We start from the raw sequence: 18614 nt of genomic DNA, 5'->3' as shown, positions 1-18614 counted from the left end.
GTTTCCTCGCCCTCTTGCTACCGCTTCCGCCTGTACCTGGGCATACCGGCCCCATCGAGGCAGACAGGCGTGCGAATACCGGTCGGGGGTTCGGATGCGGGGAGGGGCCGAGCGGGTGACGATGGGGGTACGTCGGCCCGTTCTCCTCCGCCGGGGAGGTCCCATGACCGCATCCGCCACCGGGCGTTTCGACCCGGCGCGAGTGGCCCGTCTGTCCGGGCGGTTCGCGCCCGTCACCGAGGAGGTGGACGAGGTCTCCCTCGTCGTGGACGGGGAACTGCCCGCCGGCCTGGACGGCGTCTATCTGCGCAACGGGCCCAACCCGCGCTTCACCCCGATCGGCTCCTTCCTGTATCCGATCGACGGCGACGGCATGCTGCACGGCGTCTGGATCGAGGGCGGCCGGGCCCGCTACCGCAACCGCTTCGTACGCACCCCCGCCGTGGTCGCCGAGGAGCGGGCGGGCCGGGCGCTGTGGGGCGGCATCGAGTCGATGATCACCCCGGACGAGCGGGAGGTCGGACCGGAGCTGGCCCGCACCTTCCGGGACCTGCCCGACATCAACGTGGTCCGGCACGCGGGCCGGCTGCTGGCGCTCGCCGAGTCGGGCTGCCCCTTCCGGATGACCCCGGAGCTGGAGACGGCCGGCCGGGAGACCTTCGACGGCGTCCTGCCCGCCGGGATCACCGCGCACCCGAAGGCCGACCCGGTCACCGGCGAGCTGGCGGTGTTCTGCTACGCGCTGGAGCCGCCGTACCTGACCTGGTCCCTGATCGCCCCGGACGGGACGGTGACTCGGGGTCCGGTGCCGGTGGACGGGGTCGGCGAACCGATGATGATCCACGACATGGCGCTCACCTCCCGCTACCTGGTGCTGGTCCTCGCCCCCGTCTTCTTCGACCTCTCCGCGGCGATGCGCGGCGGCTCACTGATCGACTGGCGCCCCGAGGCGGGCACCCGTGTGCTGCTGATCCCGCGCGACGGCTCCCCGGTCCGCGAGACGGCGGACGACGCCTTCTGGCTCTGGCACACCGTCAACGCCCACGACGAGACCGACGGCACGGTGGTGTTGGAGTACGTGCAGTGGACGCGGCTGTCCCTGGGTGACGTCGAGGGCGGCCCGAACCGCAGCACCCTGGTGCGGGCGGTGCTGGACCCGGGGACCGGCCGGATGCGGCGCACCACGCTGGACGACGCCCAGGTGGAGTTCCCGCGCATCGACGACCGCCGGATCGGCACCCGGCACGGGCAGGTCGCGGTCGCCTGGGACAGCGGGCGCTCACCGGACCTGCTGCCCGGCGAGTTCGACGCGCTGCGCTGGTACGACACCGGTGCGCCGGGCACCCCGTCCCGCACCTGGTACGGCGGCGACATGTCGGTGGGCGAGCCGGCGTTCGCCCCCGCGCCGGGCCGCGCGGACGAGGATCAGGGCCACTGGCTGGCCTTCGCCACCGACCGCACCGACGACAGCGCCCACCTCCTGGTGTTTCCCGCCGAGGCACCGGAGAGCGGCCCGGTGGCCCGCGTGCGCATCCCGGTCCGCGTTCCGCTCGGCCTGCACGGGAACTGGCTGCCGACCGAGGAGTAGGCACAGGGGTCCGTAGTCCACGCGGCCCAGTGGGCGTCACCCGGTGTCCGGTTTGCCCGTAGCGTCGGAGGTGACCGGCGGTCAGCCCGGCGGGTGCGGAGGCGAGGCGGGCACGTGGTGGGTGGTGACGGGCGGCGGAGGGGACGCGAGCGGTCCCGTCCGGGCGCGCGGGGCGCGGTGCCGGGCAGCCGTCCGGCGTACTCCGTACGGCTTCCCTCGGTGCCCCGGCCCGAATCCCGTACCGCGGTGGCCGAGCGCACCGTGGGATGGCTGCGGATCGCGGCGGCGTACTCGTGGCGGCTCATCCTGGTCGGGATCGTCGTCTGGGGCGTCTTCAGCGTGCTGGGCCGCTTCCAGCTCATCGCCGTGTCCCTTTTCCTGGCGCTGGTCGTCACCTCGGTGCTGCGCCCGCTCGCCGATGTGCTGGACCGGTTCATGCCCCGGCCGCTCAGTGTGGCCGTCGCGCTGATCGGCAGCATCCTGCTGGTGCTGGGGCTGCTGGCGCTGGTGGGCAACGCGGTGGCGGGCGAGTCGACGCGGCTGAGCGGGGAGTTCCGGGGCGGGGTGCACCGCATCGAGGAGTGGCTGCGGCAGCCGCCCTTCCGGCTGAGTCCGGGGCGGCTGGCCGCGTTGCAGCAGGAGGTGACGGACTATCTCTCCCGGCACCGGGCCAGCCTGTTCAGCAGCGCGGTGTCCGGACTCGGCCGGGTGGTGGAGGTGATCACGGGCGGCGCGCTGGCACTGTTCGCCTCGGTCTTCTTCATCCACTCCGGGGAGAAGCTGTGGAGCTGGGTGAGCGTCCGGCTGCTGCCGGGCGGGGCCCGGCCGGTGTGGGAGCGGGCGGGCCGGGCCGCCTGGCGGACCTTCGCCGGGTACACGCGGGGCATCATCATCATCGCCGCGACCAACGCGATCCTGGTCGGCATCGTGCTGGTCGTCCTGCGGGTGCCGCTGGCGCTGCCGCTGACCCTGCTGGAGTTCTTCGCCGCGTTCGTCCCGTTGGTGGGCTCTCCGGTGGCGCTCGGCGTGGCGACGGTCGTGGCCCTGGCCGGCCGCGGCCCGCTGACGGCCGCGGCGGTACTGGTGCTCATCGTGGTCATCGGCCAGCTGGAGGGGCACGTCCTGCATCCGCTGGTGATGAGCTGGGCGGTGCGGCTGCATCCCCTGGTCGTCGCGGTCTCCGTGATCGCGGGCAGCATCGTGGCCGGGGTGATCGGCGCGGTGGTGGCCGTCCCGTTCGTCTCGGTGGTGTGGGCGGTACTGGGCGCGCTCCGAGCACCTCCCCCGGCCTAGGGTCTCGCATCCGGGTCGGGCCGGCTCGGGCCGACGGCGCCTTCGGGCCCACCGCGGCCTGAGGGGGAAGAGAAGAAGGGCCTCAGCTCGCCCTCCCGTCCAGCGCGACGCTCGCCTCCACGGCGTGCACGTCGGCCAGGACGTGGCTGTCGGCGGCGTTCGAGGCGAGGGCGAGGAGGAAGGCCGGGTGGTCGCCGGCGACCACGGTCAGTTCCACGCGGGCGGTGCCGCCGTCGTGCGGGACGTCCAGGGCGACGGTGTGGGCGGGGTGGCCGCCCAGTTCGGTGCGGCGGGACTCGGTGAGGGTGGGGGCCGCGTCCGGGAAGAAGAACGCGGCGTTGGAGCGGGCGGCGCCCTCGGCGGTCCGGCGGAGTTCGGCGCCCGGTACGGGCCGCCCGGCCGCGCCGGTCAGCACGGTGGCGTCCTCGGCCGGGGCGGCCGCGGAGGCGCGGCTGATCCGGGACGAGAAGGCGCCGAGCAACTCCCGGTCCGCCGCCGGGTCGTGACGCCAGCCCTCGGGCACGGTGTAGGAGACACCCGCGCGGGTGTCGGTCACGCGCGGGCGGTCGCCGCCGTCGCCGGACCAGGACAGCGCGGCCCCGCCGCACGCGACGGTCACGCCGAGCGCGGCCAGTCCCGCCCACAGCCTCGGTGCCGGGGTCTTCGGTGATGGCGTCGTCATGCCCTCAGCCTGCCCGAAGAGCCGGAAATACGCCTGAGTGCGGGTACTCAGACGCCGCCGTCCCGAAGTAGCGGCCCCGTGGTGGTCGTGGCACGGCGATGCGCGGGCCGGCCCGTGGGCCGGGTCCCGCGCACGGTGGGCTGCCTGGGCGTCAGCCGTTCGCGAGCGCCCGCAGCCTGGTGAGGGAGCCGTTGAACTTGTCGTGGTCGCCCACCGTCTTGCCGGAGGAGGTGTACTGCCACATGGTGTGCGTGGACCAGCCGGCCGGCAGGGTGCCGGGGGTGGAGGCGTAGCGGGCGATCCACAGCGGGTTGGACGAGGCGAAGCCGGAGTAGTCGCCGGTGCAGTCCTTCCACCAGTTGGTGGCGGTGTAGATGACGGCGGAGCGGCCGGTGCGGGACTTGTAGCGGTTCAGGAAGTCCTTGATCCAGCTCACCATCGCGCTCTTGGACTTGCCGTAGCAGGACGCCCCGTAGGGGTTCCACTCGATGTCCAGGACACCGGGCAGGGTCTTGCCGTCCTTGGACCAGCCGCCGCCGTGGTCGACGAAGTAGTCGGCCTGGGTCTTGCCGCTGGTGGTGTCGGGGGTGGCGAAATGGTACGAGCCCCGGATCATGCCCACGCTGTAGGGGCCGTCGTACTGCTGGGTGAAGTAGGGGTTCTTGTAGTACGTGCCCTCGGTCGCCTTGGTGTAGGCCCATTTGGTGCCCGCGCTCCACAGGGTGGGCCAGGCGACGTTGCCCTGGTGGCTGGAGACGTCCACGCCCTCGGTCTGGGTCACCCGGAGGCCGGCGGACCGGTCGGCCGCCAGGGGCGCGCCGCCGTCGTGGGCGCGTACGCCCACACCCATGTAGGCGCTGCCGCGCGGGGCGGTCGGCCCGCCGGTGTGGGGCACGGCGGCGGGGGGCGACAGGAACAGGAGGAGGCCGGTCAGGACGCCGGTGAGACCAAGGCGTGAGCTGCGGCCGCTGGGGAGGAGTATGTCGCTTCGCACGTCATCCATCTGACCCGTCATCGGGCCGTACCGCACGCGGGGTACCGCCGGGCGAAGGCGCCTCTTGGGCCATGTGGGTGGCCCGGCCGGGGAGCGCCCCGGCCGGGCCGAAGAGTGGTGGCGCGTCAGCCGTCGATGCGGTGCTGGGTCCAGAAGGAGGTGAGGTCGGTGCTGGTGGCGGCCTGGGCGGCGGCCTTGAACTCGGCCGTGGTGGAGACGCCGTACCAGTGGGCGGCGGCGTAGTCCTTCAGCAGCTTGGCCATCGCGGTGTCACCGAGGACGCGGCGCAGGTCGTGCAGGGCGCACTTGCCGTAGCCGTAGACGACGGTGGAGTAGCGGGAGGAGTGGGCGTCCCAGTACGCCATCGAGTTGGTGATCTTCTCGGTACTGGAGGCCCAGGAGACGCTGCTCCAGCAGCCGGAGCCGGTCTTGCCCTGGGCTAGGTCGGTGGCGTAGTCGGTGAAGGACTCGTCCAGCCAGGGGGTGTTGTACTCGTCGTCGCCGACGATGCCGTACCACCACTGGTGGGCGATCTCGTGGGTGAGGGCGGTGGTGCTGACCAGGTCGAGGACGAAGCCGGGGTACTCCATGCCGCCGAACCAGTAGTTGTTGTCGATGACCGCGTCCAGCTCCCCGTAGGGGTAGGCCCCGAAGCGGCCCGCGTGGGCGTCCACCGCGCTCTTGGCGGTGCTGAGCATCGACTGGGCGCTGGTGGAGCTGATGCCGGAGACGGAGTAGACGTTCACCGGGACCCCGCCGGGCGAGGTACCGGAGATCTTGCTGAAGGGTCCGGCTGCCCAGGCGAAGTCACGGACCTTCGAGGCCGTGGCGGTGGTGACCGTACGGCCGCTGCTGCCGGGGGTGTCGGTGGAGGTGCCGGTGGCGGGGACCAGCAGGGTGCTGGGGTGGTCCAGGGTGACCTGGAAGTCGGCGGCCAGCGAGTAGAAGGACTCGCCGTTGTTGGTGTACGGGTCCAGGTGCCAGCCGGCGCCGTCGCGGACCGCGAGGACGGGCAGCGCGTTGCCGATGAAGCTGAAGGCGCCGTCATGGCCGAACCGGTCGGCGCCGTCGGGCACGGTGATGCCGAGATCGAAGCCGATGGTGGCGCTCTGGCCCTGGGCGAGCGGGGCCGGAAGCGTGATCTTCAGGGCGGTGCAGGCGACGGAGAGGTCGCCCGCCGTACCCCCGGTCACGTTGCTGACCTTGATGGGCGGCGCCGAGCAGCTGCCGTGGTAGTTGTCCCACAGCCTCAGGTAGACCTCGCCGAGCGCGGTGGCGGAGGCGTTGGTGAAGGTGGCGCTCTGGTGGCCGTTCCAGACGGTGCCCGTGCTGTCGCTGCTGAGGCTGACGGTGTAGGCGGGCGCGGCCGGGGTGCGCACCGCGTCGGCCGGGGGCGGGGTGGTGCCGCCCGAGGTGTCGAGCGCGATGTCGTCCAGGACGAAGCTGGTCTGCAGACTGGAGTCCTCGGTGCCGGTGAAGGCGAGGTTCACGGTCTGGCCCGCGTAGGAGGAGACGTCGATCGTCTTGCGGACGTAGCCGGAGGCCCGGTCGAGGTTGGAGTACGTGGCGAGCGTGGTGGAGCCGGCCTTGACCGTGAGCTTGTCGTAGGCCGTGGACGAGGTGGTCTCGGCGGTGTCGACGTGCAGGTAGAAGCTGAGCGTGGCGCTCGTGCAGCCGCCCGGCACGGTGACGCTCTGGGTGAGCGTGTCGGTGCGGGTGCGGCCGGTGCCGTCCAGCCAGGCGAACGAGGTGCCGGCGTGGGCGCTCTGCCCGGTGCGGCTGGTGACGAGCCCGGAGGGGGACTCGGTCCAGGGTGAAGTGCCGTTCTCGAAGCCGCCGTTGACGACCGACTGGGTCGGGGTGCACGCGGCGGCGGCCGAGGGCCCGGGCTGGGCGGCGGTGGCGGGGAGGGAGAGGGCGATCAGGGCGGCGGCGGTGAACACGCCGGTGGCGAGCGCCCGGTGGGGGGTGGGTCTCACACGCTACTCCTTTGGCGGCGGCCGGGGTCCGGCCTGCTCGGTGGCCGGGCCGGGCGGGATACGCCGGGGCGGCCGTGGGGCGGGGCTGCGCGAGCACTGCGCCACGCCCGTGCGGGCGTGGCTGCCGAAAGAGTGACAGATTTGACCAGGGCATGCCAGACGGTCGCCCGGGGCGCCGGTACCGCCGGCCGGCCGGCACCGGTGCCGGGCCCGGTCAGGCGGTGCGCAGCTCCATGAACACCGCGCGCAGCCGGCTGCCGTCCGGGCCGGTCCAGCCGGTCGCCACATGGCCGACCGCGCCCTCGGGACGGCCGGGCGTCCCCGCGCCCGGGACCGGCCGCAGGACGCGGTGGACGTGCAGCACGGTGCCGTGGGGCGCGGGCAGGTCGGTGCCGTCCGCGTCGTCGACGGGGGCCGGAGTGTGCGCGGCCGACGGGAGGGGCTCGCCGGTGTGGGAGCGGGTGACCTCGTGGTCGGGGGTGTCGGTGACGCTCTGGGCCATCGCCTGCGCGGTGCCGCCGATCAGGGCGAGCAGCTCGGTGGTCAGCACCGGATCGTGGCAGCCGTCGTAGACCCAGCGCTTGCCCAGGACGCCGTGTTCCATGGTGCCGATCAGAGCGTCCTCGGCACCGGCGAGGGGTGCGCCGCGGTAGGTGAGCGGGGCCAGATAGGCGATGGGCTCGGGGGTGGAGCGGTCGGTGACCACCACGAACTCGATGCCGACCTCGCCCGCCGGGTCGTCCAGCCGGAAGCCGCCGGTGCGCTCCAGCTCGGGCGTGCCCGGCCCCCGGTACCAGGGGCGGCCGGGGAGCCAGGAGGTGAGGAGTTCGACCTTGGTCGGCGTGAGGGTGGTCTTGTGGATGACGGACATCGAGCGGTGCCCCTCCTCGGTACGGTGACGGAACCTCTGGAGTCTTCCACACCAGGGCTGGGACAACTGTGACCTGCGGTGCCGCAGTTGACGTGGTCCGGCTTCTGGTCGCGGGGGCCGCCCCGGAGGTATACAAGGCCGGTCGAGGGCGCGGGGAGCGCCGGGCCCGAACCGAGGGGGACGATCTCATGGCGCGTGGCAGGGAGACGGCGAGGCGGCGTCGGCGGGCCGGGCTGGGAGCGCTGCTCGGCGGCTGCGCCCTGGTCGCCGGTTCGGTGGTCCCGGCGGCGGCACAGCCCCATGGCCACGGCACGGAGTACGTGGCGCTCGGCGACTCGTACACCTCGGGCCCGCTGATACCGGACCAGGTGGACGCCAACTGCGCCCGCTCGAACCGGAACTACCCCTCGCTGGTGGCCTCCGCGCGGCGGGTGGGCGCCTTCGAGGACGTGAGCTGTTCCGGCGCGACGACCGCTGAGATGTGGAGGGCGCAGGGCGGCAACGGCCCCCAGCTGGACGCGCTGGACCGGGGCACCGACCTGGTCACCGTGCAGATCGGCGGCAACGACGTCGGTTTCGGCTCGATCATCGCCACCTGCGCCCGCCTCGGCGCGGCCGATCCCGCGGGCAACCCGTGCGAACGCTCCTACCGGGCCGCCGGATACGACGAGTTGACGGCTGCCGCCGCCCGTACGGCGCCCAAGGTGGACCGGGTGCTGCGGGCCGTCCGCGCGCGGGCGCCGCACGCCCGCGTGCTGCTGGTCGGCTACCCGGACCTGCTGCCCGACGACGGCTCCGGCTGCTTCCCGAGCGTGCCGTTCGCGCGCGGCGACTTCCCCTACCTGCGTGACACGGGGAAGCGGGTCAACCTGATGCTGCGCCTGGTCGCGGCCTGGAACGGGGTGGAGTACGTCGACACCTACGGACCCACGGTCGGGCACGACATGTGCAAGGCACCCGGCGAGCGCTGGATCGAGCCGCTCCGGCCGGCCTCCCCCGCCGCACCCGCCCACCCCAACGCACAGGGCGAGGCCGCGATGGCACGCGCGGTGCTGGACCGGCTGGACCGGGGGCACGGCCGGCGCTGAACCGGCCGCGCCCCAGCGGCGGGGGCTCAGCCGCCGAGCGCCCCGAGGACGACGCCCTGGGCCTCCTCCTGCACCCGCGCGAGGTGGTCCGGGCCGAGGAACGACTCGGCGTACACCTTGTACACGTCCTCGGTGCCCGAGGGACGGGCGGCGAACCAGGCGTTGGCGGTGGTGACCTTGATGCCGCCGATGGGGGCGCCGTTGCCGGGCGCCTCGGTGAGGACGGCGGTGACCTCCTCACCGGCCAGGGTGTCGGCGGTGACCTGGGCCGGGGACAGCTTGGCGAGCAGCGCCTTCTGCTCGCGGGTCGCCGGGGCGTCGATGCGGGCGTACGCGGGCTCGCCGAAGCGCTCGGTGAGTCCGGCGTAGTGCTCGGAGGGGGTGCGGCCGGTGACGGCGGTGATCTCGGAGGCCAGGAGGGCGAGAAGGATGCCGTCCTTGTCGGTGGTCCACACCGAGCCGTCACGGCGCAGGAAGGAGGCGCCCGCCGACTCCTCGCCGCCGAAGCCGAGGTCCCCGCTGAGCAGTCCGTCCACGAACCACTTGAAGCCGACCGGCACTTCGACGAGCCTGCGGCCCAGGTCGCCGGCGACCCGGTCGATCATCGTGGAGGACACCAGGGTCTTGCCGATCCCGGTCGCCTCCGGCCACTGGTCGCGGTGGCGGTAGAGGTAGTCGATGGCGACGGCGAGGTAGTGGTTGGGGTTCATCAGCCCGGCGTCCGGGGTGACGATGCCGTGCCGGTCGGCGTCGGCGTCGTTGCCGGTGGAGATGCCGAACCGGTCGCGCTGCTCGATGAGCGAGGCCATCGCGTACGGCGAGGAGCAGTCCATGCGGATCTTGCCGTCCCAGTCCAGCGTCATGAAGCGCCAGGTGGGGTCGGCGTGCGGGTTGACCACGGTCAGGTCGATGCCGTGCTCGTCGGCGATCCGGCCCCAGTAGCCGACGGAGGCGCCGCCGAGCGGGTCGGCGCCGATGCGCAGGCCGGCGTCCCGGATCGGGGCCAGGTCCAGCACACTGGGCAGGTCGCGGACGTAGGCGCCGAGGAAGTCGTACCGGCCGGTGGTGTCGGCGGCGAGCGCGCGGGCGTAGGGGATGCGGCGTACGTCCTTGAGGCCGCCCGCGATGATCTGGTTGGCGCGGTCCTGGATCCACGAGGTGGCGTCGGAGGGGGCCGGGCCGCCGCTCGGCGGGTTGTACTTGAAGCCGCCGTCGGCGGGCGGGTTGTGCGAAGGGGTCACGACCACGCCGTCCGCGAGGCCGGTCGCGCGGTCCCGGTTGTGCGCGAGGATGGCGTGCGAGACGGCCGGGGTGGGGGTGTAGCCGTCCTCGCTGTCGATGAGGACGGTGACGCCGTTGGCCGCGAACACCTCCAGCGCGGTGACCTTCGCGGGCTCGGACAGGGCGTGGGTGTCGGCCCCGAGGAACAGCGGGCCGTCGATGCCCTGGTCGGCGCGGTACTCGCAGATCGCCTGGCTGGTGGCGGCGATGTGGTCCTCGTTGAACGCGGCCGCCAGGGACGAGCCCCGGTGTCCCGAGGTGCCGAAGGCGACCCGCTGGGCGGGGTCGGCCAGGTCCGGGTGCAGGGCGTAGTACGCCGTCACCAGGCGGGCCACATCGACAAGGTCCTCGGGACCGGCCGGACGGCCGGCTCGCTCGTGCGCCATGGATCCGCTCCTCCGCATCAGTGTTTCTTCAAACGCTCGGAGCCATTTTGGCTCGTCAGGGGCCGTACGGGCGAATGGACCCACCCGGCCCGGCACCCGCTGCCCGTACGGCGGGCACGCCTGCTCCACCGGCGGGGAGTCCGCGTCCGGGTTCATCTGCCCCACCGGGCTCGTGTGCAAGCATGGCCGGGACGCGAGGGGCCGAGGGGGAAGCGTGATACGCGGGGATGCTCTGCTGCTGCGGCCCTGGCGGGCGGCGGACGCGGCGGAACTGGTGCGGGTGCAGCGCGGCGACGCCGCGCTGCGGCGCTGGACGGGGGCGGCCGTGGACGACGAGGCGGGCGCGCTCGCGTGGATCGCCGGGCAGGCGCGGGGCTGGGAGACGGGCGACCGTCTGGGGTTCGCCGTCGTGGCCGCCGGCTCGCCCGGCACACCCTGCTCCCCTGACGCGGAAGGCGAGTTGCTGGGGCACATCACGCTCAAGGACGTGGTCCCGGGGGACGGCCGGGCCGAGGTCGGTTACTGGACGGCCGCGCGGGCGCGGGGCCGGGGCGTGGCCCCGCGCGCGCTGACGGCGTTGACCGGGTGGGCCTTCGGCCGGGGGCTGACCCGGCTGGAGCTGCTGCACCAGATGGACAACACGGCGTCCTGCCGGGTGGCTGTCAAGTGCGGCTTCGAGCGGGCCGGGGTGCTGCCCGCCGCGCCGCCCGAGTTTCCTCTCGACGGGTGCCTGCACGCCCGGCTGCGGGACGGTCAGGGGAGGATGGCGTCCACGTAGCCGCCGTCCACGCGGAGGGCGCCGCCGGTGGTCGCCGAGGCCTGGGGGGAGCTGAGGTAGACGACCATGTTGGCGATCTCCTCGGGCTCGATCAGCCGCTGGATCAGGGACTGCGGGCGGTGGTCGCGCATGAAGACCCGCTGGGCCTCGTCCCAGGGCAGGTCCTTGTCCACGAGTTGGTAGACGAAGTCCTCGACGCCCGCGGTGTGGGTGGGGCCCGCGATGACGGAGTTGACGGTGACGCCGGTGCCCGCGGCCTTCTTGGCGAAGCCCCGGCCCACCGCGAGCAGGGCGGTCTTGGACATGCCGTACTGGATCATCTCGGCCGGGATGACGATGGCCGAGTCGCTGGCGATGTACAGCACGCGTCCCCAGCCCCGGTCGGTCATGCCAGGCAGGTACAGCCGGGTGAGCCGGACGGCGGCGAGGACGTTGATCTCGAAGTAGCGGCGCCACTCGTCGTCGGTGAGTTCCAGCGGGTCGGCGGTGCCGAAGATGCCGAGGTTGTTGACGAGGATGTCGACCTGGGGCAGCTCCCGCAGCAACTGCCGGGCGCCCTCCTCGGTGGACACGTCGGCGGCGGCCGCGACGAACTCCGCGTCCGGGGCCTGGGTGGCGAACTCGGCGATGCTCGCGGAGACACGTTCCCTGTCGCGGCCGTTGACGGCGACGCGGGCACCGGCGCGGGCGAGGCCCAGCGCGATGGCCGCGCCGATGCCCTGCGTGGAGCCGGTGACCAGGGCGGTGCGTCCGCTCAGATCGAGGTGCATGGTGCGGGGGTTCCTTCCGGTACGGGTGCGGCGGCTGCGCCTAGGGGGTGTCCTGTCGATCAGGCCGGACCGGGGAGCGGCGTCCGGTGCCGTGCGTCGCACGGCGGAGGAGGGAGTCGACGCGGAGCATCGGGGACCGACGACAACGCGGCGAGGTGCGGTGCCGGGCGTCGCGAGCCCGGCGTGATCGACAGGACACCTCCTAGTGTGCGGGGGCGGGGCGCGGCGGGCGGAGAAGTGCCGTCCGCCCGCGTGTTCACCCCTCCCCCGCAGCCGCTTCCCCCGTATCCGGCGGGGAAAGCCCCGGCGCCGGGCCGTCAGTTCAGCTGGAACTTCTGGGCGGCCGAGCCGTTGCAGTCCCAGATCCGCAGCCGGGTGCCGTTGCCGGTCGTGCCGTTGGGGGCGTCCAGGCAGCGGCCGGACTGGGGGTTGCGCAGCGAGCCGTCGGCCTGCTGCTCCCACTTCTGGCCCCCGGCCCCGTTGCAGTCCCACAGCTCGACCTCGGTGCCGCCCGCCGTGCCGTTGCCGTTGACGTCCAGGCAGCGGCCGAGGGTGGAGAGCGAGGAGTCGGAGCGGTGGAACCAGTGCTGGTCGACGGACCAGGTCTGGCAGTCCCAGAGCTGCACGGCGGTGCCGTTGACCCCGGTGTCGTCGGCGGCCACGTCGACGCACTTGGCGCCGGGCGCGGCGATGGGTGCTCCGCCGTTGACGGAGAACTTCTGGGCGGCGGAGCCGTTGCAGTCCCAGATCCGCAGCCGGGTTCCGTTGGCCGAGGTGCCGTTGGGCGCGTCGAGGCAGCGGCCGGACTGGGGGTTGCGCAGCGAGCCGTCGGCCTGCTGGACCCACTTCTGGCCCCCGACCCCGTCGCAGTCCCACAGCTCGACCTCGGTGCCGTTGGCCGTGCCGTTCCCGTTGATGTCCAGGCAGCGGGAGATGGTGCCGAGAGAGGTGTCCGGGTTGTGGGTCCAGTGCTGGTCCTCGGCGTAGGTCTGGCAGTCCCAGAGCTGGACGGCGGCGCCGTTGACCCCGGTGTCGTCGGCGGCGACGTCCACGCACTTGCCGCCGGGGCCGGTGATGGTGCCCTGGGGGCCGTTGGGTACGTTGGTCTGGCCGGAGTAGCCGGCCGCGACGACGTTGGCCTGCACCGCGTTCTCGGCGGCGTCGGAGGGATAGCCCGAGACCATGGCGCCCTCGAAGAAGGTGCCCATGTTCCAGTTGCTGTTGTCCCCGCCGGTACCGAGGATGATGCCGCCCTCCTGCTGCATGGGCCGGTAGCCGCCGCGCGAGGGCAGCGCGCCGTCCCACCAGGTGCTCAGGGAGCCGGACTGGGAGTTGCCGCCCTTGAGGGCGTACCGGGTCTGGCCGTCGTTCTTCAGCACGGCGGTGACGTAGGTGCTGCTGTTGCCCCGGTTGGCGGGGTTGGAGCCGTTGTCGCCCTGGAACATGCCGTTCTCCAGGTCGGCCTCGACCCAGGGGCCGTTGCCGGTGCAGGGGGCGAAGTAGCAGGTGGTGGCGATGGAGACGGCGTCCATGTGGCCGTTGCCGGTGTCGGCGGGGGTGCGCTCGGCGTTGCCGTAGTCGAAGCAGCACGCGGAGCCGACGTGGGTGCCGCTGGCCACCATGTAGACGCCCTCGGGCTGTCCGTTGACCGCGACGCCGGAGGCGGCGCCGTTGGAGCGGTAGCCGACGCCGGGCGAGATCCAGATGCCGTAGACCTTGTGGCCGCCGGCCGTGACGGCGAGTTCACTCGCGTCGGCGGCGCGGTCGGCGCCCATTCCGGCGGTGCCGGCCGGGCCGGGATTGAGGTCGTTGTGGCGGCTGGTCTGGTCGTAGATCTTGGTCATACGACAGGTGGTGCCGCCGCAGAAGGTGTCCTGGCGGCCCGCGTCCGCGTACCCGCCGGCCGTCAGGAGGCCGATGTCGGTGGCGGCGCCGTCCGAGGCACGGGTGACCCGGTACAGCGGGCCGTTGTAGCCCGCGAACAGCGCCCGGATCGTGCTGTGCGCGGCGACGCACGGGGTGCCGGCGGCGGCGTAGATGTCACAGGGCGCCGACCCGGCGGCCTGGGCGGGGGCGCTCAGTCCGGCGAGGGCGCCGAGCAGCAGGGCGAGCACGGACACCAGGGCCCCGAAGCGCCCGCGGAGACCTGGTAACACGGCTGATCTGATGGCGCGCATCGTCTGCTCCTTCGGCCGGCCGCGTGGTGGGGAGGCGGAGTCGGTGACTCCTCACGGCCGCTCGGGAACGTACGAAGCACGATCGAACACGTCAAGATTTGTTGCTTCAGACTTGCCCAGGGTTTTGCCTGTGTGGTGATTTGTTGCTTTGGGCGGCCGACGGTCAGCTGCCGCCCAGCAGCCCCCGCATCGTCGCCAGGTCCGCGTCCTCCTGGGTTTCGCGGGTGCGGGGGCCGCAGGCGCGCAGGAGGCGGGCGAAGTCGGTGGCGGCGGCGTTGATGCGGGCGCCGAGGCTCGCGCCGTCCTGGGTGCCGAAGTCGCTGGTGGCGGCGTAGACGGGGCGCGGGGAGACGATCGCGTGGAGGTAGGAGAACATCGGGCGCAGCGCGTGTTCGAGGACGAGGGAGTGCCGCTCGGTGCCGCCGCTGGCCGCGATGAGGACGGGCATGTCGGAGAGGGTCTCCTCGGGGAGCACGTCGAAGAACGACTTGAACAGCCCGCTGAAGGACGCGTTGAAGGCGGGGGTCACGGCGATGACGCCGTCCGCCCCGGCGATGGTCTCGAAGGCCGTGTCCAGCGCCTCGCCGGTGAAGCCGGTGAGCATCGCGTCCATGATGGGATGCGCCAGCGGGCGCAGTTCGACGAAGGACAGCTCCACCGGCTCGCCCCCGGCCTCGAGTTCCCGGGTGACGGCCGCCGCGAGCCGGTCCGCGAGGAGCCGGGTGGAGGAGGGCTCGCGCAGTCCGCCCGTGATGATCGTGATCTTCATCGCGCCTCCGTGTCGCCTTCGTCGGTCGCGTCCTCGCGCGCGCGCAGGCGCGAGGCGTGGGTGGGGGCCGCCGGGGTGCCCTCGGGCCGGCCCTCGGCGAACTCCCGGCGCAGCACAGGGACGACCTCCTCGCCGAGCAGGTCGAGCTGTTCGAGGACGGTCTTCACCGGGAGCCCGGCGTGGTCGATGAGGAAGAGCTGCCGCTGGTAGTCCCCCACGTATGCGCGAAAGCCCAGCGTCTTCTCGATCACCTCGGCCGGCGACCCGACGGTGAGCGGGGTCTGCCGGGTGAACTCCTCCAGCGAGGGCCCGTGTCCGTACACCGGGGCGTTGTCGAAGTAGGGCCGGAACTCCTTCACCGCGTCCTGGCTGTTGGGCCGCATGAACACCTGGCCGCCGAGCCCCACGATGGCCTGCTCCGGGGTGCCGTGGTCGTAGTGCGCGAACCGGCGCCGGTAGAGGCTGACGAGCTGTCGGGTGTGCGAGGCCGGCCAGAAGATGTGGTTGGCGAAGAAGCCGTCCCCGAAGTAGGCGGCGAGTTCGGCGATCTCGGGGGTGCGGATGGAGGCGTGCCAGACGAAGGGCGGTACGTCGTCCAGCGGACGCGGCACGAGGGTGAAGCCCTGGAGCGCGCTGCGGAACGTGCCCTCCCAGTCGACGGTCTCCTCGCGCCAGAGGCGGCGCAGCAGGCCGTAGTTCTCGACCGTGAGCGGGATGGCCTGGCGGATGTCCTGGCCGAACCACGGGTACACCGGGCCGGTGTTGCCCCGGCCCAGCATGAGGTCGGTGCGGCCGCCGGACAGGTGCTGGAGCACACTGAAGTCCTCGGCGATCTTCACCGGGTCGCTGGTGGTGATCAGCGTGGTGGAGGTGGAGAGGATGATCCGTTCGGTCTGCGCGGCGATGTACGCGAGCAGGGTGGTGGGCGAGGACGGCACGAAGGGCGGGTTGTGGTGCTCGCCGGTGGCGAAGACGTCGAGCCCGACCTCCTCCGCCTTGCGCGCGATCGCGACGGTCGCCTGGATGCGCTCCGCCTCGGTGGGGGTGTGGCCGGTGGTGGGGTCGGGGGTGACGTCCCCGACGGTGAAGATGCCGAACTGCATCCCGGCCGCGCCGGTCGCTTCCGTCGACGCCATGTCGGGCTCCTTCGGACGCTTCCGCGGAACTGGCGTACTGAGGTGAGGTGTCCCGTCACCCTGTCCCGTCATCGTGGCACGGCGGGTGCGATCCGGCACGGGCGGGAAGGAGGCGAGGCTCCGGGGCCCGTGGGAGAATCTGGGGGTGTGCGATCGTACGACCGTCATGCCGGAAATCGGGTGTTTGTGAAGCCGGTGTCGTACGGCCGCCGGGAACACGTGGATCGATCCGCCGGGAGGCTCCCGTGAGCGAACGTCCCGAGGCGTGGCCGGTGCTGGACCACGCGGAACTGGGCCCCATGCTCGAGTACGTGAACCGGGTGGTGCAGGTCGCGGGCAAGTACTCGCTGGACGACCCCTTCGAGGTCGGCTGGGGCAACATCGTGCTGGAGGTGTCCCCGCGCGGGCTGCGTACCCCGACGTTCCGGCGGAACGGGGTGACCTTCACGGTGCACTACCGGCTGCTCGACGGGGACGTGGTGATCGAGACCGACCGCGCGGCGCGGACGCTGTCGCTGGGGCGGACGTCGGTGGCCGACTTCTTCGCGTCCTTCTGCGAGGCCGCCACCGAGCTGGGCATCCCGCACCCGCGCAGCGCGCGGATCTGCGAGATCCCCGCCGCCCCGCCGAACTTCGAGGACGACCGGACCGAGCGGGTCTGGGACGCTCACTCGGCGCGGCTGATCTGGGAGGCGTTCGACCTCGCCGCGGGCGGCCTGGAGGCGTGGCAGGCCCCCTTCCTCGGACACCGGCCGCGCGTCGGCGTGATGTGGGGCGGGTTCGACCTGTCGGCGACCCGCTGGCGCCCCGAGCGGACGGACCCCGGACCCGAGGGCCCCCCGTTCATGCGCAACGCGCAGCTGCACGAGTACGTGTCGGTGGGGTTCTCCTTCGACAACACCCACGGCGACGGCAGCAGCCCGCTGGACATCGGGATGTACGCCTACATCTGGCCGCAGCCGGACGGTCTGGCGGGGCGGTCCTGGGGTGTCGAGGGCGCCGACTGGCACCCGGACCTCGGGCTCGCGCTGCTGCCGTGGCAGAACCTGCGCCGGCTGCCGGACCCGCACGGGGCGATCGTCAGGTTCGGCGACGCCGTGTACGAGGCGGCCGTGCGGACCGCGGGGTGGCCGGCGGACCTGGTCGGGCCGCGGGTCGACGGCTGGTACATGAGCGAGCACCAGCCGTCCGAGCACGCCGAGCGCGTGGGACAGCGGGGCTGAGCGGACCGGGCTCGCCGGGGTTCAGCCGCGCTGGTCCCCGGCGGCCGGGGGTTCGAGCCGCCGGTTCTCCGCCCGCAGCTCCTCGTACTTGTGGGACAGCTCCTCGTACCGTTCGACGTCGTCGTCGGAGTCACGCTTCCGACGGCTCAGGACATACAGCACGAGCGGTCCGGTAATCATCGAGACGACCGGCACCAGCGCCCACCACGGCATGGTTGTTCCTCCCCTGCGCGGCGGTCACGGGAGCGCGCCGCGCCACTTCACCGGGAGGGTATGCCCTGGCAGGGCGCCCGCCAACACCGCTGGGCGCAAAAGTCTCCGCGCCCCCCGCTCGTCATCAGGTGTTTCGCGCCAACCACTGGACGGACCGACCGGTTCGCTTCTAAGTTCCCGTCTCAGCAGATCACTTGTTCACGCCTTACACCCCTGGTGTGAACAAGTGCCCTGCTGTGCCAGGCAGTTGCTGCATCACTCACCGTGCGATGCGAAAGGCTGTGGTGAAGACCGGACTTCCCGCGCCCCACGGCGCCCTCCCTGATCAGCAGGCCACCGCGGCGCATCCGGGCCGCCCCCGTTTCCAGGTCCTCGGCCTGCTGGCCATCACCGACGGTCACGAGACCGTCGTCCTCCAGCCCTCCAAACCGACCTCACTGCTGGCCGCCCTGCTGCTGCACCCCGGTGCCGTGGTCTCGGGCGAGCTGCTCCAGCGCGTGGTGTGGGGCGACCGTCCGCCGTCCGGCGGGAGATCGGCGCTGCACACCTGTGTTCTCCGACTGCGCCGTCTGTTTTCCAAGTACGGGGTCGCCGACCACGCCATCGAGGCGGTGCCCGGCGGCTATCGGCTCCAGGCGGACGCCGAGTCCCTGGACCTGCTCCACTTCCGCGACCTGCTCGGCCGGGCCTCGGCCGGCGACGACCCGGAGGCCGCGCTGCGGCTGGCGCGGGCGGCGCTGGGACTGTGGAAGGGCCCGCTGCTCGGCAACGTCCACTCCGACGAACTGCACCGCGACCACGTGCCGCGCCTGGCCGAGGAGCGTCTGCTCGCCGTGGAGCGGGTCTTCGACGGCGAACTCCGCCTGGGCAGACACCGGGAGATGATCGCCGAGGCCCGCGAGGCGGTACGCGGCCAGCCCGGCCACGAAGGATTGTCGGCGCTGCTCATCGAGGCGCTGTACCGCTCGGGCCGCCGGGCCGAGGCGCTCGCGGAGTACCGCCGTATCCACGCCCATCTCACCTCCGAGCTGGGGGTGGAGCCGGGTGCGGCGCTGCGCGCGCTCCAGCTCGCGGTGCTGCGCGGCGAGCCGTACGGCGGGCGCCCGGCGCTGCCCGCGGCCGGTGTGCCGCCCTCAAGGGCGGCCGGGGCGTCGTCCGCGCTGGAGCGGGCCTCTCCCCCGGCGCCGGGCGCGCTGGTGCTGCGCGCACTGGTGGACGCCGGGCTGCTGGAGGAGGACCCGTCGGGCCGCTACCGGGTCCACGACCTGCTGCGGCTCTTCGTCCAGGCGGCCGGCACCAGCCTCCCGGCCACCGCACCGCACGACCCGGCGGAGACGTCCCCACCCCCCGCCGACTGACCGCTCCCCCGTACTTCCCGGAGGTTGT

16 protein-coding genes are annotated in these 18614 nt (G+C 72.8%); 6 read left to right on the top strand and 10 right to left on the bottom strand.

From position 1 onward, the window contains the following. The first annotated feature begins 163 nt into the window (after nucleotides 1–163). Nucleotides 164–1588, top strand: a complete 1425-nt coding sequence (locus EV284_RS05070; protein ID WP_130330611.1) for a carotenoid oxygenase family protein — start codon at nucleotides 164–166, stop codon at nucleotides 1586–1588. Nucleotides 1589–1834: 246 nt separating this feature from the next. Further along, nucleotides 1835–2881, top strand: coding sequence for an AI-2E family transporter (locus EV284_RS05065; RefSeq protein ID WP_242625569.1), 1047 nt, complete (start codon nucleotides 1835–1837; stop codon nucleotides 2879–2881). 82 nt (nucleotides 2882–2963) lie between these two features. Here EV284_RS05065 and EV284_RS05060 read toward each other — a convergent pair whose 3' ends face one another. From EV284_RS05060 to EV284_RS05045, 4 genes are all read right to left on the bottom strand, one after another. Then, nucleotides 2964–3563, bottom strand: coding sequence for a hypothetical protein (locus tag EV284_RS05060; RefSeq protein ID WP_130330607.1), 600 nt, complete (start codon nucleotides 3561–3563; stop codon nucleotides 2964–2966). Between the two features lie 151 nt (nucleotides 3564–3714). Then, entirely contained in the window at nucleotides 3715–4566 is an 852-nt protein-coding gene (locus tag EV284_RS05055; protein ID WP_130330605.1) for a lysozyme, read from the bottom strand. A 116-nt stretch (nucleotides 4567–4682) separates the two neighbouring features. Then, nucleotides 4683–6536: a M1 family metallopeptidase gene (locus EV284_RS05050; RefSeq protein ID WP_130330603.1), complete on the bottom strand. Its 1854-nt coding sequence runs from the start codon at nucleotides 6534–6536 to the stop codon at nucleotides 4683–4685. Between the two features lie 214 nt (nucleotides 6537–6750). Then, nucleotides 6751–7407 (bottom strand): 1,4-alpha-glucan branching protein, encoded by a 657-nt coding sequence (locus tag EV284_RS05045; protein ID WP_130330601.1) that lies wholly within the window; start codon nucleotides 7405–7407, stop codon nucleotides 6751–6753. 188 nt (nucleotides 7408–7595) lie between these two features. On the opposite strand from EV284_RS05045, the gene EV284_RS05040 reads away from it, so the two are divergent. Next, nucleotides 7596–8495 carry an SGNH/GDSL hydrolase family protein gene (locus tag EV284_RS05040; RefSeq protein ID WP_130330599.1) on the top strand — a complete coding sequence of 300 codons (900 nt, stop codon included), beginning with the start codon at nucleotides 7596–7598 and terminating at the stop codon, nucleotides 8493–8495. A gap of 26 nt (nucleotides 8496–8521) precedes the next feature. Here the strand turns inward: EV284_RS05040 and pgm are convergent, their stop codons facing one another. Next, nucleotides 8522–10162 (bottom strand): phosphoglucomutase (alpha-D-glucose-1,6-bisphosphate-dependent), encoded by a 1641-nt coding sequence (pgm, locus tag EV284_RS05035; RefSeq protein WP_130330597.1) that lies wholly within the window; start codon nucleotides 10160–10162, stop codon nucleotides 8522–8524. Between the two features lie 214 nt (nucleotides 10163–10376). On the opposite strand from pgm, the gene EV284_RS05030 reads away from it, so the two are divergent. Beyond that, nucleotides 10377–10940, top strand: coding sequence for a GNAT family N-acetyltransferase (locus EV284_RS05030; RefSeq protein ID WP_242625568.1), 564 nt, complete (start codon nucleotides 10377–10379; stop codon nucleotides 10938–10940). Here EV284_RS05030 and EV284_RS05025 read toward each other — a convergent pair. The 4 genes from EV284_RS05025 to EV284_RS05010 all read right to left on the bottom strand — a co-directional run bounded on the left by EV284_RS05025 (nucleotide 10916) and on the right by EV284_RS05010 (nucleotide 15759). Then, complete coding sequence (locus EV284_RS05025; protein WP_130330590.1) at nucleotides 10916–11710, bottom strand: SDR family oxidoreductase; 795 nt, start codon at nucleotides 11708–11710, stop codon at nucleotides 10916–10918. The two genes, EV284_RS05030 and EV284_RS05025, sit on opposite strands and share 25 nt — an antisense overlap. A 317-nt stretch (nucleotides 11711–12027) precedes the next feature. Further along, complete coding sequence (locus tag EV284_RS05020; protein WP_130330588.1) at nucleotides 12028–13887, bottom strand: arabinofuranosidase catalytic domain-containing protein; 1860 nt, start codon at nucleotides 13885–13887, stop codon at nucleotides 12028–12030. A gap of 163 nt (nucleotides 13888–14050) precedes the next feature. Then, nucleotides 14051–14656: a CE1759 family FMN reductase gene (locus EV284_RS05015; RefSeq protein WP_130330587.1), complete on the bottom strand. Its 606-nt coding sequence runs from the start codon at nucleotides 14654–14656 to the stop codon at nucleotides 14051–14053. Next, nucleotides 14653–15759, bottom strand: a complete 1107-nt coding sequence (locus EV284_RS05010; RefSeq protein ID WP_130331122.1) for an LLM class flavin-dependent oxidoreductase — start codon at nucleotides 15757–15759, stop codon at nucleotides 14653–14655. The genes EV284_RS05015 and EV284_RS05010 overlap by 4 nt, the downstream gene beginning before the upstream one ends. Nucleotides 15760–16037: 278 nt before the next feature. Here EV284_RS05010 and EV284_RS05005 point away from each other — a divergent pair, with 278 nt between their 5' ends. After that, a complete protein-coding gene (locus EV284_RS05005) occupies nucleotides 16038–17015 on the top strand; it encodes a DUF5996 family protein (RefSeq protein ID WP_130330585.1) in 978 nt (325 codons plus the stop codon). A 21-nt stretch (nucleotides 17016–17036) separates the two neighbouring features. Here the strand turns inward: EV284_RS05005 and EV284_RS05000 are convergent, their stop codons facing one another. Continuing rightward, nucleotides 17037–17228, bottom strand: coding sequence for a hypothetical protein (locus EV284_RS05000; protein WP_130330583.1), 192 nt, complete (start codon nucleotides 17226–17228; stop codon nucleotides 17037–17039). 269 nt (nucleotides 17229–17497) lie between these two features. Between EV284_RS05000 and EV284_RS04995 the strand changes: the two genes are divergently transcribed. Next, entirely contained in the window at nucleotides 17498–18586 is a 1089-nt protein-coding gene (locus tag EV284_RS04995) for an AfsR/SARP family transcriptional regulator (protein ID WP_130330581.1), read from the top strand. Nucleotides 18587–18614 lie beyond the last annotated feature (28 nt).

Origin of the sequence: Streptomyces sp. BK022 (genome assembly GCF_004217355.1) — a bacterium.
GTDB classification, from domain to species: domain Bacteria; phylum Actinomycetota; class Actinomycetes; order Streptomycetales; family Streptomycetaceae; genus Streptomyces; species Streptomyces griseoluteus.
This window is presented reverse-complemented; position numbering and strand designations above follow the sequence as displayed.

Coding starts and splice junctions, on each gene's coding strand:
- EV284_RS05070 (WP_130330611.1), top strand. CDS start 164: ATGACCGCATCCGCCACCGGGCGTTTCGACCCGGCGCGAGTGGCCCGT.
- EV284_RS05060 (WP_130330607.1), bottom strand. CDS start 3,563: ATGACGACGCCATCACCGAAGACCCCGGCACCGAGGCTGTGGGCGGGA.
- EV284_RS05055 (WP_130330605.1), bottom strand. CDS start 4,566: ATGGATGACGTGCGAAGCGACATACTCCTCCCCAGCGGCCGCAGCTCA.
- EV284_RS05045 (WP_130330601.1), bottom strand. CDS start 7,407: ATGTCCGTCATCCACAAGACCACCCTCACGCCGACCAAGGTCGAACTC.
- EV284_RS05040 (WP_130330599.1), top strand. CDS start 7,596: ATGGCGCGTGGCAGGGAGACGGCGAGGCGGCGTCGGCGGGCCGGGCTG.
- pgm (WP_130330597.1), bottom strand. CDS start 10,162: ATGGCGCACGAGCGAGCCGGCCGTCCGGCCGGTCCCGAGGACCTTGTC.
- EV284_RS05025 (WP_130330590.1), bottom strand. CDS start 11,710: ATGCACCTCGATCTGAGCGGACGCACCGCCCTGGTCACCGGCTCCACG.
- EV284_RS05020 (WP_130330588.1), bottom strand. CDS start 13,887: ATGCGCGCCATCAGATCAGCCGTGTTACCAGGTCTCCGCGGGCGCTTC.
- EV284_RS05015 (WP_130330587.1), bottom strand. CDS start 14,656: ATGAAGATCACGATCATCACGGGCGGACTGCGCGAGCCCTCCTCCACC.
- EV284_RS05010 (WP_130331122.1), bottom strand. CDS start 15,759: ATGCAGTTCGGCATCTTCACCGTCGGGGACGTCACCCCCGACCCCACC.
- EV284_RS05000 (WP_130330583.1), bottom strand. CDS start 17,228: ATGCCGTGGTGGGCGCTGGTGCCGGTCGTCTCGATGATTACCGGACCG.
- EV284_RS04995 (WP_130330581.1), top strand. CDS start 17,498: ATGCGAAAGGCTGTGGTGAAGACCGGACTTCCCGCGCCCCACGGCGCC.